The following is a 15,352-nucleotide window of genomic DNA, read 5'->3' as shown; positions in this document are numbered from 1 at the left end:
GCGGGCTCCATTTGCTTTCATTCAAAAAATTGCAACCTAGTCAACAATTTGAAGCAAATATTGGCAATCGTTTGAACCTTAGACTTTCATCATGCGTTCCGAATCAATTGCAACCAAACGTTACAACCACTTGTCAATTATTTTGCATTGGCTGCTGGCTATTGCATTAGTTGCTATCTTTTGCTTTGGTTTGTATATGGCCGACTTGCCATTTTCGCCACAGCGTCTGAAGCTCTTCAACTGGCATAAATGGGCTGGCATCAGCATCCTGGCCTTATCTGCATTTCGCCTACTCTGGCGACTGACGCATGCTACGCCGCCCCTGCCTGCCTCCATTGAAATTTCCATGCCCGGTTGGCAGTTGTGGGCGCACAAGGCAACACATGTCGCTCTATACGCACTGTTTTTCGTTGTTCCCCTTGTGGGTTGGGCATATACCTCTGCCACGGGCTTTCCTGTGGTGCTATTCGGTCAGTTCCCGTTGCCCGACTTTGTGTCACCGAGCAAAGAGTTGGCCGAATTGCTCAAACCCTGGCACAAATTCAGCGCCTACGCCATAGCCGCTTTGGTGGTCGTACATGTGGGAGCCGCACTAAAGCATCACTTTGTCGACCGGGATGGCCTGCTCCAGCGCATGTCCTTGCGCAGTTAAGTCTCTCCCCAATTACCTGGAAATGACCATGAAACCTCGCTCCACCCTCACACTGATATCGCTGGCATTTGCTGGCTTACTTGCAGGCGGCAGTGCCTTTGCACAACAAAAGCTGATTCCTGCCCAAAGCGATATTGCTTTCACAACCAAGCAAATGGGCGTACCGCTCGAAGGCCACTTCAAGAAGTTTGACGCCCAGATCAGCTTCGATACCACCAAGCCCGAAACAGCCAAGATCGCGTTCACCGTCGATACCGGTAGCGCAACTCTGGGTGCCCCCGAATCCGATGCGGAGCTTCCCAAGGCAACCTGGTTCAATATTGCCAAGTTTCCGCAAGCCACGTTCCAGTCTTCAAGCGTGAAGAGCCTGGGTGGCGGCAAGTTCCAGATCAACGGCAAGCTGACCATCAAGGGCAACGCCAAGGACGTTGAGATTCCCGTCGCTTTGACTCAGGCCAACGGCGCAACCACTGCCACCGGACAGTTCACGATTAAGCGTCTGAACTTCAAGATTGGCGAAAACGAGTGGGCCGACACCTCCATGGTGGCAGACGACGTACAAGTCAAATTCAAGCTCGTCGTCAGCGGCATGGGCAAGCTCTAAACCAAATTCCTCATTTCCTTTTCCCAACCACTAGTCTCAGGAGTATTTTTAATGAACAAGACCATTTTGGCCCTTGCTGCAGCAACTGCCTTGCTCTCCAGCGTCGCACATGCAGAAATCGCCACATATGCGTTCGATCCAGCGCACACCTACGTGACGTTTGAAATCGGCCACTTCGGCACTTCGACCAACCGCGGTCGCTTCGACAAGAAGGAAGGCACCGCGCAACTCGACAAGGCCGGAAAGACTGGCAAGGTGGACGTGACCATCGACGTTACATCGATCAACACCGGCTTTGACGCCTTCAACAAACATCTGCAAAGCGCAGATTTGTTTGACGCTGCCAAGTACCCCACCATCAAGTTTGTAGGCGACAAGTTCACCTTCAATGGTGACAAGGTCAGCCAGATCAGCGGCAACCTGACGTTGCTGGGCAAGACCCAACCCGTCACCCTCAAGGCCAACCAGTTCAATTGCTATGTGAACCCTATGGTCAAGCGCGAAACCTGTGGTGGTGACTTTGAAACCACCATCGACCGTACCCAATTCGGCATGGCTTACGGTATTGACTGGGGCTTTCCCAAGGATGTCCGTCTGGTGATCCAGGTTGAAGGCATCAAGCAGTAATACCTGACCCAAATAAAAAAAGCCTCGCTGCCGAAAAGCAGCGAGGCTTTTTACGTATTGACCTTAAGCGGCAATAAGAAACTGTTCTTTGGTCTGACCTTGCGCGATTAGCGTGGCCAGCCATTTGGGGGTCAATCCACGGCCAGACCATGTCTCACCATTCGGACCACGGTACTTGGCAGCCACCGCAGCGGTAGCCTTCTTGACCTTGGCGGGCTTGTCGGAAGCAGCCTTGGCCTTGCGTCCGGGCTTTGCCTTGACCTTGGCGGACTGCAAGTCTTTCACAGTAATTCCGAAAGCAGCCATTTTTTGACGGATTTCAATAATCGTTGCCTCGAATTCCTTGGCACGAATCTCTTCAGCCTGCTTTTGCAAGCTGGCAATTTGGCTTTGCAGATCGATCAGTTTAGACATTATGTATTTTTCCAACAATGAAAGGGGTATCAAAGGTTCAGCAGAATCAACTCCACTGAAGGGGAAATGTACCACCATTTAATAAAGACAGTAAATAGTTAGGAGTATCTTTCTTCAATTTGTTATACCTATTATTTGACATTCTCTCTATTGCAGTGCAGCAATTCCCAGTCATCTTTCGACGTACAGATGACCTCCAGAAAACCAGTTCAAGCGAATTATCAATGTCCGTACGTTTATTAAATCCTTTCGATATAAAACTTCCGACAAGTCAATTAAAGACCGGGAAATATTGACATAAGGCACTTGTCACACCGGGTGTGCCCGACTACCATGGTCCGAACCTGGAGGTTTTAGCCATGTATAAATCAATTCTGCTGGCCTACGATGGCACCGAAGCCGGGCAGCGTGCTCTGTTGGAGAGTAAGGAAATTGCACAATGGAGTCATGCTGAGGTGTGGCTGGTGGCTGTCATGCCCTCCCCCGCCAATCTGGCAGGTTACGACGGCAGCATTTACATTCCGGAGATTGCCGAACGTGACAAGCAACGCTTTCAGACCATTCTGGACGACGGACTTGCTCGCATGGTGCAAGCGGGCTACCAAGCCCAAGGCCAGTTGCTTACAGGCGAAACCGTGCACGAAATTTCCGAATTTGCACGCAAGGCGCATGCAGATCTGATCGTCGTCGGCCACAAACACCTGGATAGCTGGGCGGCACGCTGGTGGCGCGGGTCCGTATCGGGCGCGTTGATCGAACATGCGCCTTGCAGCGTACTGTGTGTGATTACCAATTGAGTCGTAGCGCGGCTTCAACCCCTTCGCCCACGCGCTCCACCATGGGAGACCGTGGTGTGAGGGGCTGATCACCAATTTCAATCAAACCCAGCAGGTTCTGTTGCGCTTCCAGGGCTGCGGAAGCGTCTGCTGCGTGGACAACTGCCAGGGTGTCGCCGACCTCCACGTGCTGACCGAGCTGAACCATGTCGGACAGTCCCACCCGAGCGTCAATACGATCGATGACCCGTTGTCGGCCACCGCCCAACGCTATGACAATGAGACCAATATCACGCGTTTGCATGGCCTGTACCCACCCCGCACGCGGAGCCTTTACTATTTGTTGCACGGGTGCAGCCGACAAATAGCTGGTGTAGCGTTCACAGAAATCTGCTGGCCCGCCCAACGCATGGACCATGCGCCCAAAGTGCTGCAAGGCACGCCCGCTATGCAATGCGTCGCCAGCCAAGCGCAGGCCATGGTCACCGTCCTTTGCCAGCCCACCGAGCTGAAGCAGTTCCGTGCCAAGTGCCAGCGTCACTTCCAGCAGACGCGGCTCCTGCCTCGCGCCGGCAAGAAACTCCACGGCCTCCCGCACCTCCAACGCATTGCCACAACTGTCACCCAGCACCTGGTTCATGTCAGTGATCCAGGCCCGTGTGGGCAAGCCTGCGCCATTTGCCACGTGTACCAGCGAATGCGCCAACTCCCGGGCTTGTTCCATTGTCGAAGCAAAGGCACCGTTGCCTACCTTGACATCCATGACAAGGCCCTGCAGACCAGCCGCGAGCTTCTTGGAGAGAATGCTCGCGGTGATGAGCGCCGTGGACTCGACCGTTGCAGTAACGTCCCGTATGGCATACAGGCGCCGGTCGGCGGGAGCAAGATCGGCACTTTGTCCCACGATGGCGCACCCTGCGGTCTGCACAGTTTTGCGCAGGAGCTCGGTGTCCGGTGCAATCTGGTAGCCGGGGATGCTCTCCAGCTTGTCCAGCGTGCCTCCGGTATGTCCGAGCCCTCGTCCGGAAACCATGGGCACATACCCCCCACAGGCCGCAACAATGGGTGCCAGCATCAGGCTCACCTTGTCGCCCACGCCACCACTGGAATGTTTGTCCAACACCGGACCTGACAGATCCAGTCCACTCCAATCCATGACCTGACCGGATCGGGTCATGGCCTTGGTGAGGGCAACCGTCTCCTTGGCCGACATTCCTAGCAACAAAATGGCCATGGCCATTGCGGCGCACTGACCTTCGCTCCAGGCGCCGCTGACCAGACCTGCAACGAACATGTCTATTTCGGCCTCGCTCAAAGCCAGCCCATCACGCTTGCGGCGAATCACCTCCTGGGCCAGCATGCTGTTCGCGCTTTCAGTAGCTGCCCTGGAGCGCCTGCACAGCCGGTGCGTCGCCCGTCAGCACCGACTCAATATCCGCCAGAAGGCTGCTCGCCCCTATACGGAAGCGCTGCGGAGTGATTGCATCCGCGCCCAGAAATTCCTTCGTCAAAGCGATGTACAGCGCGGCGTCAGCCACTGTGCGTATCCCCCCCGAAGCCTTGAAACCCACACGTGATGCGGCAGCGGGGTCCGCCGCAATGGCTCCCAGCATGACGCGTGCCGCTTCGGGTGTTGCACTGACTTTGGTCTTGCCCGTACTGGTTTTCAGAAAATCCGCGCCAGCCGCCAGGCTCAGGCGCGAGGCTCGCAGAATGTGCGCGCCTCCAACCAGGGCGCCAGTTTCCAGAATCACCTTCAATCGTAAACCCTCACTGGCCTTGCGCGCAGCCGAAAGCAGCGAAACCGCCACCGCGTCATTGCCGGCCAGCAAATGCCCAAAGGGAATTACCAAGTCCACTTCTTGCGCACCACTCTGAACAATCTCGCCAATCTCGGCCAGAACGCGCTGCAGGTCTGCACTTCCGTCCGGAAAGTTGGCGACCGCCGCCACCGCGATATGCGCCGGCAATTGCTTTCGCGCAAAGGCGGCCAGACGTGGCCATACACAAACGGCTGCGACAGGCCCAAATCGGCTCTGCGCCCGACTGCACAGGGTCGCGATGTCAGATTCGGTGTCTGCCTCATTCAAGCTGGTCAGGTCCAGGCAGGACAGCGCCAGTCGCGTATTTGCCAATGACTGGCCCGGCGCGTCCAGCGAATTGGCTGCCTGCGTCACAACGGACACGATTTTTTTGGTGGTAGACATCATTTCACTCAAATACAAGATTTCCAACGATATGGGCCAGAAGCTCACTCGCCCCACTGCTGGCAGCGGCGGCCTGACTCAAGGTATGGGCGTGGCTCAAATGCTCGTCTGAGAGCCCTGCCCCCATATTGGTAATCATCGACAGTGCCAAAACCCGCATTCCCAAATAGCGCGCCAAAATGGTTTCAGGCACCGTGCTCATGCCGACTGCGTCTGCGCCCAATTGGGCCAGCATACGTATTTCAGCAGGCGTTTCAAATTGCGGTCCAAAAGCCCATGCATAGATGCCGCTATGCAGAGATACGCCCTGCTCCTGCGCCAGCTTCAAAGCCTGCGCCAACAGGACCGGGTCATAAGCCTTCATCATGTCCACAAAGCGTTGTGAACCCGTTTGCCCCACCAAGGGTGAGCGCTGCGGCAGGTTGATGTGATCATTGATGAGCATCAAGCTGTGTGGCGGCATTCCGGCGCGCAAACTGCCCGCAGCGTTGGTCTGCACCAGCACCCGGCACCCCAAGGCCTGCAAAGCCTGCAAAGGCGCATGCATGGCATCCACAGCGCCTGTCTCGTAGCCATGCTTGCGTCCGCTCATCACGGCAACTGCATGGCTTCCCAAGCTGCCCAGCCACAGTTCTCCGCCATGTCCGGCTACCCCGGCCTGGGGGAATCCTGGCAAGTCCGCATAGGCGATCCGAACCGGCCGCTCCAGATAGTCCGTCAGGGTGTTCCAACCACTGCCCAGCACCACCGCTACAGTGGGCACGAATCCCGGCGCACGCTGCGCCACGATCTTCAGCGCGTCGTTCGTCATACCGAGTCCAATTGGTCCGGACCGAAGCTGTGTGGCAGCAATTGCCCCAAGGTATGCACGGGCCCCAGCGTCTGTGCACTTGCCGAGTAGATTGGCGTGTCCGGACCAGCAAATTCACGTAGCTTCTGACGACAGCCGCCGCACGGCGTAACCCAGGCACTGCCGCTACCCACCAGCAGAACCGCGCTCACCCGACTGGCACCCGCCATCACCATAGCGCTGAGCGCGCTGGCCTCGGCACACCATCCTTGCGGATATGCGGCATTCTCCACATTGCAGCCGCTATGGATGTCACCGTTTTCATCCAGCAAAGCCACGCCAACCTGGTAGCGCGAATACGGCGCGTAGGCCTTGGACTGCGCGGAGCGCGCCGCCGACCAGAGCGATTGAATCTGCTCCGCCGACAACTGCACCTCATGCCTGTTCGAATTCGTCATGACAACCATGATAGCTGCCGGGGTCTCCAAAGCGACGCGAAATTCCATCAAATGCCGCTATCTTCTCGACATGCTTTGACAGGAGTACATCGTGGACTTTGAACATTCACCCCGGGTAAAAGAATTGCAGCAAAAGCTGGGCACGTTCATGCAGGAACATGTGCTGCCCAATGAACATCGATTCAAGGAGCAACTTGCCAACGCACGATGGACTGCGCCCTCACTGATGCAGGAACTCAAGGCCAAGGCGCGTGCCCAGGGTTTGTGGAACCTGTTCATGCCCGGTCACGAGCATGGCGGCTGCGGGCTCACCAATGTGGAATACGCACCTTTGGCCGAAATCATGGGCCGCGTATTTTGGGCATCCGAGGTGTTCAACTGCAGCGCACCGGACACCGGGAACATGGAAGTGTTCGCACGATACGGCACGCCCGAACAGCAGGCGAAATGGCTCACGCCCTTGCTGGCCGGTGAAATTCGCTCGGCCTATCTGATGACCGAGCCCGCTGTAGGCTCCAGCGACGCCACCAACGTGGAACTGTCCATCCGTGCCGACGGCAACGACTACGTGATCAATGGACGCAAATGGTTTGCCACCGGTGCCATGAACGAGGCCTGCAAGATCTTCATCGTGATGGGCAAGACCGATCCCGACAATCCCAACCGCCATATCCAGCAATCGCAGATTCTGGTGGAGCGCGATACGCCGGGACTGACCATCGTTCGCCCCCTGAGCACCATGGGCTACTGGGAAGAACCACACGGCCACGCCGAGGTGGTCTTTGATGGTGTGCGCGTCCCCAAGTCCAATATCCTGCTGGGTGAAGGCCGCGGTTTCGAGATCGCGCAGGGCCGCCTGGGGCCGGGACGTATCCACCATTGCATGCGTGTGATCGGGGCCGCCCAACGCGCCCTGGAAACCGCCTGCCAACGCATCACCAGCCGCACTGTATTTGGCAAGAAGCTGAGCGAGCAAGGTTCGGTACGCGAGAGCATTGCGCTCATGGCGTCCAAAGTGGAAATGTGCCGTCTGCTCACATTGCGTGCTGCCAACAATATGGACAGCGAAGGCAACAAGGCCGCCATGGACCTGATCGCCATGGCCAAGATCATGGTGCCGCAATTGGGCTCGGAAGTCATAGACATGGCCATTCAGATGCATGGCGCAGGCGGCCTGACGGAAGACTATTTTCTGGCTGAAGCCTTCAACTATGCACGCTGGTGCCGCATCGCGGACGGCCCGGACCAGGTGCACATGATGGCGTTGGGCAAGCAGGTGATTCGGGAGCTGGGATCTGGCCATTGAGGCGGCGTGAACTGCATCAGGTGTACGGAGCATCCAACCACATGCCGTTAGTCCGATAATCGCCAGTTCAATATCGGAGCTAACACATGAAGATTCAAACCTTTGCGCCCCTGCTGGTGGCCCTTCTGACAATGCACCAAGCGGCTCAAGCGCAAGCGCCAAAGCTGGAACAGAAGACGGCGTTTTGCGCAAGCTCAGTCGAGTTGCTTCGCAAGCGCGACAGCAACGACATCTACCTATGCGAAACCTCGGTGCACACCTGCGGCCCCTTTCTCAAGCCCAGTTGCCTGGATGATGCAAAAAAAGGGGACTGGGAGGTAGTTTCGAGTTCCAAACAAAGCCTGCTGAAAGACTACGCCAACACCCCCTGCAACTGCGTGGGTACGCAATACGTGTTGACACGCAAGGCCCCGGCGGAAGTGCAGGCACCAGTCGCTGCGACTCCTGCCGCAGCTCCTGCGACACAGCCAGTGGTGATTCCCGTTGCGCCAGCATCCGAACCTGCGGCAAAGGCTCCAGCTGTATCACTGGCGAGCGAAGTCGAGGCACTCAAACAGGACAACCAGCAAATCAAACGTCTGCTGGAGCAGCTGCAGCGGCAATTCGACGAACTGCGCCGCAGCTTGCCCGCATCCAAGTAAGGCGCTACGGGCACGCGTCGTCTTGATGCTTTTTTGGTTGCCTGGGAGGCACTGTACGTTGATGTTGCAGTGTCTTCGAAGAATAGCCCTGGTGCCGAGATGCGCAAAACCTGCCTGATGCAGGCATCGCAGAACAAAAAAGCCCACTATCGATTGATAGTGGGCTTTTTCAATTAACACTGGGGTGGCTGATGGGGAACCAGACATCCACCCCCTACCCTCTAGAAACCCGCATGGATAAAGGACTTCCAAAAGTCGCAGGTTTCATTGTGGCATGGTTTTGTGGAACAGTTTGTGGAACAGGTAGAACCAACTGTGGGGCAGGAAGATGGCACCCTAGAATAGTTCCAAGCAGTTCTTACCTTGTCGAATGCCCACGAAAGGACCTATGGACACCAATACTAAGATTCCTGAGACCGAAATCACATCTATGGCCGACTTGGTTGAGCGTGTGGCAGAACACTACACAGGGCAGGACGATGTACTGTTTAGGGGGCACCGCAATGGATCATGGAAGCTCACTCCCCGCCTCGGGAGGCTGAATCTAAGGTTCAAGTACGTGGACTCTTTGCTCAAAGCCGAGAAAAAGATGCTGGCCGATTTTGAACGCTTGGCGGTGCCACATGTCGAGAGTGGAGCCTTGCAAACCGCCTGGGATCGATTGGCACTAGCCCAGCATCACGGACTGCCCACCCGGCTACTTGATTGGACGACCAATCCCTTAGTTGCATTGTGGTTTGCCGTTGAGCAACCGGCAGAAAAAAACATGGGGGCCGCAGTTTGGGCCTTCAGTTCAGACGAAGATGATTTTGCTGACCAAAAGTCAAATCCAGACTCCGTACCCCGGACTATGATTTTCCGGCCTCGTCACCACGACGCACGTATCGTTGCTCAAGCCGGGTGGTTCACTGTGCATAAATTTTCCGATCTCAAAAATCGATTCAGTAATTTTGAGACGGTGAAAGGGCAACGGCAAAAACTTCGCAAGTTTGTCGTTCCTGTGCAGTATTTCCCCGCAATACGTGACGATCTAGCGCGCTGCGGCGTTACTCGGGCAGCACTCTTCCCCGACCTTGCTGGCCTGTGTGGGCACTTGACTTGGAAATACGAAAAACTGACCGACGAGGACAGTTACGACACGTCCAGTGCCCTATAGCGCGGACTTCGCCCCCTCCCTCAACCTCCGCGCCATCATCATTGACAACGAGCCTTGGTTTGTTGCTGCTGATGTGTGCGTCCCGTTGGAACTTAGCGGCCATGCTTCGGACCACACAGCACTACTCGACCCAGACGAGCGCTTTGTGCTCCAAAAGAGGTCCCCGGTTATTGACCGGGAAGCTGCTTCAGCCCTGTTCGGCCCATTCACACCACGGGTCACCCCGGTCAACGAGTCGGGCCTCTACTCGCTCATCTTGAAGTCCCGCAAGGCTACTGCCGGGGCAATTGAGAATTTCACGCCATCGCCTGTGGACAGTTGGTTTGTCAATTCCAATTTATTGGCACCTCTCCCCAACTCTGTCCACAGTTAGCTCCGCTTATTAACTACAAGTTATCCACAGAATGTCCTTAGATACACTACCTGTAGTGGCTTGCCATCAAGCTAGACCCCAGATATAGTGTGTCCCGTGTGCAAGCACACAATGAAAAAAGGCCACTGAGAGGTACGAACTCTCAGCAGCCTTGGCAGGTCACTGTTACCCAGTGTGGTCTGCCCCTCAACTCACGTTTAGGAACACTGAGGGTACCCTATCTGGTCACAGAGTGGGTATACGGGGTTTTACGTACTGGGGGTGTTAGCGCTGTTTTTTTAGGAGGACCCTATGACAGCAGGTAAGCGACCCGGTAGCAACACCGGAAACAATGGCGGCATTTTCCAAGAGCAAGGTCCACGGGGAGGGCTACGCCCGAACTATGCGACAGTGCCCGACAGAAAGCCACTGCCACCAACTACCTCCCCAGGTAGTACATGGGTGCCAGTAAAGCGGACGCCCAACAGTCACCGTTAACGTGCACTGGAAAGGGAGGGAGCAATCTCTCCCTTTTTTCTTTTGGTCTCTACACCTTCGTAGAGTTGATGGAGTTCATGCTCTGCTTGTACTTCACGGCAGCGCCGCCAATTTGGAGGGCAGTACCGAGGAAAGAGGGGCCAGACACATCACGGATAGATGCAAGCTGGTTGCTTCCCCGTGTTACGGCTGCTGCTGTGCCCATGCCGATGGATGCCTGTTGCTTCGTGGAGTTCGCTGCCAGGGTAGCAAAGTCTTGACCATAGCCAATGCCAGCAGCCGAAACCTTGCGGTCAGCAGTGATACCGCCACCACCTTCACCCATAAGGGCCTCCAGGCTTGCCATGTGTGCATGTGCTTCTTTGGCGTACTCGTTGGTCTCTGAAGCGGCACGCTCGTACTCTTGCTGTGCTTGCCGTTCACCCTCTAGGCGGTCCCGCCCTTGCTGTTCGGCTATGGCCTTGCGGTTGATGGCGTTCTGCTGGTTTTGTGCATCAGCTGACTGCTGCTCTGCTTGGTTCTGCTGGATGGCCTGAGCTGCTGAGATTGCAAGCTGCACGGCAGCAATGGTTTCGACGGCTACGCACATACAGAGTCACGGCCTTTGCCGTCCTGTTGGTGGGTTGATACGTTCATAAATTGGACTTTCAAAGATAAGGGAAAGAAGGCCCCCCAGCGGCGTGGAGCGCACTGGGGACCAGGAAGCTGCGAGTGCAGCGGGGAGATGGCTGTTTGCACAGCCTCAAGGCCACCTTAGGCCCCCACAGGTTGTCCCTGGCGGCACCCCTCGGGATAACCATTTGGGGCCTGAGGTGGCCTTGAGGCGGCTTGAAAGGGCAAGGGTTGCCCTGGTGGGGAAGTGGTGACCAGAAGCCAGGAAGGGCCACCCAAGGCCATCACAAGTTGTCCATCGCAGTCACCCCTCAGGGTGAAAGGTCAGGGCTTGTGATGGCGCAGGGTTGGCTCCTATGGGTGGCTTAAAGGTCGCTGGCTTTGAACCAGGGGCCATTCCCCCTGCTCACCATCAGCTCTCCCGTGGCATAGTCCACACGGGTTTGGAGACCAGCAGCAGCGAAAGCTGAGGTATCCAGCTTGCTGGCTGACTGCCGCTTGAACTCCACCGCCAACTGTCGGAAGGTCTTCGTGTTGCCCTCGTGCATCATTTCGCTCAGTGCCTGGGATAGCGCTGGTTTGCCTCGGGTCCAGTCGTAGAACTGCTCCAGTTGCCCCTTCGGGAGACCTACGGACTTCACAAGGTCTGCAGACAGCTCCGCTTTGTAGAAGTCGGCACCCTCGGTGACGTATTGTTTTGCCAGTTCCGGCTCCATGCCAGCCTCTGAGGCCAGACGGTTGGCGATGGACTCAATGGAACCATTGCCACCAGCAGCCAGGGCCACTGTGGACGCCACGGTGCTGTCATACACATGCTGGTCCATGCCTGCAATGTCTTCATTCCATAGTGCCATATTGTTGGCATTGACGAAGGCAAACGGGGCTGGCTCTCCAGGGGCTTGCTGAGCTGGGGCCGGTGCTTGGGCCTGCTGCTGGGGTGCAGCCTGTGCAGGGGACGCCTGGGTGTCCATGAAGATGCCACGGCTGACCTCTTGCACCAGACCATGCCGCAGTGCGGTCTGGATGGTGGTACGGCTGGCAGGGTTTCCAGGCTCCAGCTCCACAGACTGACCGTGGGCATCACGCTGCAGGGTGGACATTACAGAACCTGAGTTCTTGGGTGCCTCTGAATAGGAGCAGTAGCTGGCCTTCCCGCTGCCCTCCTGCAGTTGGGTGCCAATGACCCGGATGACTCCACCGACTACACGGTTTTGCTCGGTGGGTACGTTGGCTCTTGCCAGTTCATCAGGCTCAGGGGAACCGTGGGTGACACGGGTGAGGCCGGAGGACTGAACGGTGGTGCTTGTGAAATTGCTCATGGTGAATTGCTTTCTTGGGATTGGTTAAGGGTTGCCGATGTGGCGGAATTGGCGTCTATCAGGGACGCTGGTGGTGGCTTCTGTGAGAGCTGCAGTGGAGACGCCAAAGGGCTGGCGCATGTCCTCCACAGCCTTGGCTGCTTGGTCTTCTTGCTGACTCAGGTTCTGATGGATGTTGACCAGGAGTGCAGACAAGACCACTGCAAGGTGCTTGCCGATGTACTTCAAGGCCGCTGGTTTTGCCTTGATGGCATACCCGTTGCGGCCCTCTCGGTTGTCTCGGGCTGAGAACCTGCGGGGCCTTGGGGTCAGCCCCAGCACCGCCTTGGACAGCATGAAGGACTGGTGGTCATGTGACAGGCACAGCCTGGGGTGGTCCTGTAAGTAAGACCAACAGGCAGCAAGCTCAGTGATGACCTGCATGGGTGTGACCCCAGCGCGGTGCAATCGGGCGACTTCATCAGCCCATGTTGCTTGGTCGGCATGCGACACAGCGGACTGCATCCAGCCATCAATGAACTTCAAGGCGTGTACCAGTCCAGCATGGTCCAGGTTGGAGGAAAGCAACTGCTGCACCTTGGCGCTGTACTGCTTCCACTGGGTGGGCCTGACAGGTGCCCCGAGGGGGTGCCCGTTGCGCTCGTAGGTGCTCAGGTGGCGAATACACCATTTACTGAGGCTGTGTCTGTGGGCGTGACATCCTGAGATGACACACGAGTGGGTCTCGTTCTGGCGTACCAGTGCCGATACCCTTGGCTTGATAGCCATGGTTGTGACTCCTTGTGAAGGAAGGTGAAAAGGGAAAAGGGAAAAGGCTGCATGCACAGCCAGGGTGAAAAGACCAGAACCCAAGGGGGCAGCTTGTGGCTGGCACTGGGTGGTCTGGAGTGGCCCTTGTGGGGCCTTGTAATGGACGGGTGAAGCTGCCCACTCAGGCAGAGGGAAAGAAGGGAGCGAAGCGACTACAAGGCCACTTCAAGCAGTCCTGACGTGTCCTCCATGGTCATGGCGGTCATCAGAATTTTTTGAAAGTGGGGAAGTAGCGGGTGAAGGGAATTACCACCACCAGGGAAATCAACAAAGGTGGTGTGTTCTGTGGTCTATAGGGCGAAGCCCATTTCAAGTTGCCCAGAAGTGGTGTGCTGATTCAGCAGTGGTCTTCTGGCTTCTTGAACGTGGGCTATTACTAGCTATGTCTTATTTACTCTCCTCTCCTCTACTCTAGGCATGCCAAGCATTTCCAAGCATGTGCTCCAGATGCTTATGCATGCTCAAGCATTGCAAGCATCACGGGGCTAAAAGTCACCCCCATCAGCAACGGCAGACGCTGGACTGGCTGCACCACTGATGACCTTGTGGGGTTCTGGTGAGTGCCCTGGAGCTGCTACCTGTGGCTTCGGTGACCATCGGGCCTCTGCTGCCTTCTTGGCTCTTTCAGTGCGCCCCTGTGCGCCCGACTGGTAGCACTGATTTGCATGCTCAAGCATTCCAAGCATCTCGGGGATGGACCAGCCCGCCACCTCGCCAGTGTCTGGGTCAGTGACCACTGAGAACCCTTGGTCATGACACAGCACAGCGTCCACATGGGACTGGTCCATCAGGACAGGTGCCACACCTTCGGGAGCATCTGCAAAGGCGATGGCCTTGCGTGCACGGCTGACCCCTTCAGGGGTGATTAGCTGGCACTTGCTGAGCCAGTAGGACAGTCGGAGGTGTTGACGGAGAGCAATCTGGACGGATGGTGTGTAGAGCATTTTTGAGTGTTCGGTGAAGGCATGAGTCTTGAACCAGTCCAGCGTGGTCTCTGGTGGTGGCTTCGCTGAAGTGGTCGGTGTGGGTTGGGTCATTGGGTCTAGTGCGTGGTTAGCTTTTCGTCATGGGTGAACGGCAGGGAGCCATCAGCCAACTTCTGGGCCACTTGGCGGGCCACTGCTGTGGGGATGTCCGCCCTGACCCCGTGGTATTCCAGCCATTTGCGGCCTTCAGCCAAGACAGCAGCCGGGATGCGGTCAGCCTGCAAGGCAATTGCCAGTCTGGCGCTGTACAGCCGGTGCAGCTTATCCAGGGCCTTGCGGTCCCGTGCGTTGGGCGCTCCTTGGCCGTTGTCACGCAGGAATGCACGGGCCACTGTCAGCAGCTCCACAGGCACCCGCTTGGTGCCCTTGATGCGGTCCAGCAGGCTGTTTCGCACCGCAAGCCAGAGCGGCTGTAGGTTGGTTGTGGGTCTGGTCATGGTGTTGGTACTTTCTTCGTGGTTCTGGATTTGGTGGGACGCATCTGAGCTACCAGGGCATCTACACGGTCATGGAAGGCATCCCAGTCAATGGGGGCCTGGGAGCCATTGAGGACGCCTTGAAGCGTTGGCAGTTCGTCACCCTCAAGCTGTGCCAGGGCAGCTTGGGTGTCCTCCTGGGGGACTGGTAGGGCCTTGCAGCAGTCACGCACTGCATAGGCTTCTTGCTTGAGCTGACCAGGGTCCAGCCCAGACAGCTTGTGGGCATACAGGACCAGGGCACGGCGGGCAATGCCAGAAGTTGGGACTGTGAGGGCCAGCTCCTTGGAGACCACCTTGGTGGCGTAGGAGTGCGCAATGGTGGCCTTGTGGTCCAGCAGGGTCTGGGGCTTGGATACTGTGCCGGTCAATGGCACGGTGGTGCGACGCCGTACCGGCTGTGTGGGACGTTTGGACATGGGTTTTCCTTGTTGCCCTGATGGGGGCTTGAAGCTGGCTTGTGCAAGTCAGCCGGATGGATTGCAAAAAAGCAGGGGGAGATAGGGTGAGGCCAAGGCGGCGGCGTTGGTTGCTCCCATGGGCAGCCCACTGATAGTGGGTGCCTTGGCCTCAAAACGGTGGGCTGGTGGTTGCGCCCTGGGTAACTGACTCAGCGTGCTGTCGGTTTATGCGAACACTTCTTTTGAGCAAAAGTCAGGGTTTAGCCA

The 15,352-nt window shown here is 56.8% G+C and carries 19 protein-coding genes; 8 read left to right on the top strand and 11 right to left on the bottom strand.

Annotated features, from left to right (window positions below; all coding sequences use genetic code 11):
- Nucleotides 1–91: 91 nt before the first annotated feature.
- Genes AC1RMF_RS02035 through AC1RMF_RS02025 form a run of 3 tightly spaced genes read left to right on the top strand, consistent with a single transcriptional unit; the run spans nucleotide 92 to nucleotide 1,883 of the window.
- Nucleotides 92–652 carry a cytochrome b gene (locus AC1RMF_RS02035; RefSeq protein WP_493139154.1) on the top strand — a complete coding sequence of 187 codons (561 nt, stop codon included), beginning with the start codon at nucleotides 92–94 and terminating at the stop codon, nucleotides 650–652.
- A 28-nt stretch (nucleotides 653–680) separates the two neighbouring features.
- Nucleotides 681–1,256 (top strand): YceI family protein, encoded by a 576-nt coding sequence (locus AC1RMF_RS02030; protein WP_493139152.1) that lies wholly within the window; start codon nucleotides 681–683, stop codon nucleotides 1,254–1,256.
- A gap of 51 nt (nucleotides 1,257–1,307) precedes the next feature.
- Nucleotides 1,308–1,883: a YceI family protein gene (locus tag AC1RMF_RS02025; protein WP_493139150.1), complete on the top strand. Its 576-nt coding sequence runs from the start codon at nucleotides 1,308–1,310 to the stop codon at nucleotides 1,881–1,883.
- A gap of 63 nt (nucleotides 1,884–1,946) precedes the next feature.
- Here the strand turns inward: AC1RMF_RS02025 and AC1RMF_RS02020 are convergent, their stop codons facing one another.
- Nucleotides 1,947–2,315 carry an H-NS histone family protein gene (locus tag AC1RMF_RS02020; RefSeq protein ID WP_342617829.1) on the bottom strand — a complete coding sequence of 123 codons (369 nt, stop codon included), beginning with the start codon at nucleotides 2,313–2,315 and terminating at the stop codon, nucleotides 1,947–1,949.
- Between the two features lie 341 nt (nucleotides 2,316–2,656).
- Here AC1RMF_RS02020 and AC1RMF_RS02015 point away from each other — a divergent pair, with 341 nt between their 5' ends.
- Nucleotides 2,657–3,094 (top strand): universal stress protein, encoded by a 438-nt coding sequence (locus tag AC1RMF_RS02015; protein ID WP_342617830.1) that lies wholly within the window; start codon nucleotides 2,657–2,659, stop codon nucleotides 3,092–3,094.
- Here the strand turns inward: AC1RMF_RS02015 and deoA are convergent.
- Genes deoA through cdd form a run of 4 tightly spaced genes read right to left on the bottom strand, consistent with a single transcriptional unit; the run spans nucleotide 3,084 to nucleotide 6,528 of the window.
- Nucleotides 3,084–4,433, bottom strand: a complete 1,350-nt coding sequence (deoA, locus tag AC1RMF_RS02010) for a thymidine phosphorylase (protein ID WP_493139147.1) — start codon at nucleotides 4,431–4,433, stop codon at nucleotides 3,084–3,086. The genes AC1RMF_RS02015 and deoA overlap by 11 nt on opposite strands.
- Before the next feature lie 13 nt (nucleotides 4,434–4,446).
- Nucleotides 4,447–5,280, bottom strand: a complete 834-nt coding sequence (deoC, locus tag AC1RMF_RS02005; protein ID WP_342617832.1) for a deoxyribose-phosphate aldolase — start codon at nucleotides 5,278–5,280, stop codon at nucleotides 4,447–4,449.
- Between the two features lie 4 nt (nucleotides 5,281–5,284).
- Nucleotides 5,285–6,091, bottom strand: a complete 807-nt coding sequence (locus AC1RMF_RS02000; RefSeq protein ID WP_342617833.1) for a purine-nucleoside phosphorylase — start codon at nucleotides 6,089–6,091, stop codon at nucleotides 5,285–5,287.
- On the bottom strand, nucleotides 6,088–6,528 hold the full coding sequence (cdd, locus tag AC1RMF_RS01995; RefSeq protein ID WP_342617834.1) for a cytidine deaminase: 441 nt from the start codon (nucleotides 6,526–6,528) through the stop codon (nucleotides 6,088–6,090). Before cdd ends, AC1RMF_RS02000 begins: the two co-directional genes overlap by 4 nt.
- A 91-nt stretch (nucleotides 6,529–6,619) precedes the next feature.
- On the opposite strand from cdd, the gene AC1RMF_RS01990 reads away from it, so the two are divergent.
- From AC1RMF_RS01990 to AC1RMF_RS01975, 4 genes are all read left to right on the top strand, one after another.
- Complete coding sequence (locus AC1RMF_RS01990) at nucleotides 6,620–7,834, top strand: acyl-CoA dehydrogenase family protein (protein ID WP_493139143.1); 1,215 nt, start codon at nucleotides 6,620–6,622, stop codon at nucleotides 7,832–7,834.
- Nucleotides 7,835–7,920: 86 nt separating this feature from the next.
- The gene (locus AC1RMF_RS01985) at nucleotides 7,921–8,475 is read left to right on the top strand and encodes a coiled-coil domain-containing protein (protein ID WP_493139141.1); all 555 of its coding nucleotides are present in this window, start codon (nucleotides 7,921–7,923) and stop codon (nucleotides 8,473–8,475) included.
- Nucleotides 8,476–8,863: 388 nt separating this feature from the next.
- A complete protein-coding gene (locus tag AC1RMF_RS01980; protein ID WP_493139139.1) occupies nucleotides 8,864–9,631 on the top strand; it encodes an FRG domain-containing protein in 768 nt (255 codons plus the stop codon).
- On the top strand, nucleotides 9,621–10,004 hold the full coding sequence (locus tag AC1RMF_RS01975; protein ID WP_493139137.1) for a BRO-N domain-containing protein: 384 nt from the start codon (nucleotides 9,621–9,623) through the stop codon (nucleotides 10,002–10,004). Before AC1RMF_RS01980 ends, AC1RMF_RS01975 begins: the two co-directional genes overlap by 11 nt.
- Nucleotides 10,005–10,530: 526 nt before the next feature.
- Here the strand turns inward: AC1RMF_RS01975 and AC1RMF_RS01970 are convergent.
- The 6 genes from AC1RMF_RS01970 to AC1RMF_RS01945 all read right to left on the bottom strand — a co-directional run bounded on the left by AC1RMF_RS01970 (nucleotide 10,531) and on the right by AC1RMF_RS01945 (nucleotide 15,103).
- Nucleotides 10,531–11,070, bottom strand: coding sequence for a virion core protein, T7 gp14 family (locus AC1RMF_RS01970; protein WP_493139136.1), 540 nt, complete (start codon nucleotides 11,068–11,070; stop codon nucleotides 10,531–10,533).
- Nucleotides 11,071–11,458: 388 nt separating this feature from the next.
- Nucleotides 11,459–12,412 (bottom strand): hypothetical protein, encoded by a 954-nt coding sequence (locus AC1RMF_RS01965; protein WP_493139134.1) that lies wholly within the window; start codon nucleotides 12,410–12,412, stop codon nucleotides 11,459–11,461.
- Between the two features lie 24 nt (nucleotides 12,413–12,436).
- Nucleotides 12,437–13,180, bottom strand: coding sequence for a hypothetical protein (locus tag AC1RMF_RS01960; protein WP_493139132.1), 744 nt, complete (start codon nucleotides 13,178–13,180; stop codon nucleotides 12,437–12,439).
- A gap of 527 nt (nucleotides 13,181–13,707) precedes the next feature.
- Nucleotides 13,708–14,259 (bottom strand): hypothetical protein, encoded by a 552-nt coding sequence (locus tag AC1RMF_RS01955; protein ID WP_493139130.1) that lies wholly within the window; start codon nucleotides 14,257–14,259, stop codon nucleotides 13,708–13,710.
- 5 nt (nucleotides 14,260–14,264) lie between these two features.
- The gene (locus AC1RMF_RS01950) at nucleotides 14,265–14,645 is read right to left on the bottom strand and encodes a hypothetical protein (protein WP_493139128.1); all 381 of its coding nucleotides are present in this window, start codon (nucleotides 14,643–14,645) and stop codon (nucleotides 14,265–14,267) included.
- The gene (locus tag AC1RMF_RS01945) at nucleotides 14,642–15,103 is read right to left on the bottom strand and encodes a hypothetical protein (protein WP_493139126.1); all 462 of its coding nucleotides are present in this window, start codon (nucleotides 15,101–15,103) and stop codon (nucleotides 14,642–14,644) included. The genes AC1RMF_RS01950 and AC1RMF_RS01945 overlap by 4 nt, the downstream gene beginning before the upstream one ends.
- Between the last annotated feature and the right edge of the window lie 249 nt (nucleotides 15,104–15,352).

Source organism: Rhodoferax sp. GW822-FHT04A08 (genome assembly GCF_058801025.1).
This window is presented reverse-complemented; position numbering and strand designations above follow the sequence as displayed.

Bases quoted from the DNA above. Each gene is read 5' to 3' on its own strand.
- AC1RMF_RS02035 (WP_493139154.1), top strand. From the start codon at position 92: ATGCGTTCCGAATCAATTGCAACCAAACGTTACAACCACTTGTCAATT.
- AC1RMF_RS02030 (WP_493139152.1), top strand. From the start codon at position 681: ATGAAACCTCGCTCCACCCTCACACTGATATCGCTGGCATTTGCTGGC.
- AC1RMF_RS02025 (WP_493139150.1), top strand. From the start codon at position 1,308: ATGAACAAGACCATTTTGGCCCTTGCTGCAGCAACTGCCTTGCTCTCC.
- AC1RMF_RS02015 (WP_342617830.1), top strand. From the start codon at position 2,657: ATGTATAAATCAATTCTGCTGGCCTACGATGGCACCGAAGCCGGGCAG.
- deoA (WP_493139147.1), bottom strand. From the start codon at position 4,433: ATGCTGGCCCAGGAGGTGATTCGCCGCAAGCGTGATGGGCTGGCTTTG.
- deoC (WP_342617832.1), bottom strand. From the start codon at position 5,280: ATGTCTACCACCAAAAAAATCGTGTCCGTTGTGACGCAGGCAGCCAAT.
- AC1RMF_RS02000 (WP_342617833.1), bottom strand. From the start codon at position 6,091: ATGACGAACGACGCGCTGAAGATCGTGGCGCAGCGTGCGCCGGGATTC.
- cdd (WP_342617834.1), bottom strand. From the start codon at position 6,528: ATGACGAATTCGAACAGGCATGAGGTGCAGTTGTCGGCGGAGCAGATT.
- AC1RMF_RS01985 (WP_493139141.1), top strand. From the start codon at position 7,921: ATGAAGATTCAAACCTTTGCGCCCCTGCTGGTGGCCCTTCTGACAATG.
- AC1RMF_RS01980 (WP_493139139.1), top strand. From the start codon at position 8,864: ATGGACACCAATACTAAGATTCCTGAGACCGAAATCACATCTATGGCC.
- AC1RMF_RS01970 (WP_493139136.1), bottom strand. From the start codon at position 11,070: ATGTGCGTAGCCGTCGAAACCATTGCTGCCGTGCAGCTTGCAATCTCA.
- AC1RMF_RS01965 (WP_493139134.1), bottom strand. From the start codon at position 12,412: ATGAGCAATTTCACAAGCACCACCGTTCAGTCCTCCGGCCTCACCCGT.
- AC1RMF_RS01960 (WP_493139132.1), bottom strand. From the start codon at position 13,180: ATGGCTATCAAGCCAAGGGTATCGGCACTGGTACGCCAGAACGAGACC.
- AC1RMF_RS01955 (WP_493139130.1), bottom strand. From the start codon at position 14,259: ATGACCCAACCCACACCGACCACTTCAGCGAAGCCACCACCAGAGACC.
- AC1RMF_RS01950 (WP_493139128.1), bottom strand. From the start codon at position 14,645: ATGACCAGACCCACAACCAACCTACAGCCGCTCTGGCTTGCGGTGCGA.
- AC1RMF_RS01945 (WP_493139126.1), bottom strand. From the start codon at position 15,103: ATGTCCAAACGTCCCACACAGCCGGTACGGCGTCGCACCACCGTGCCA.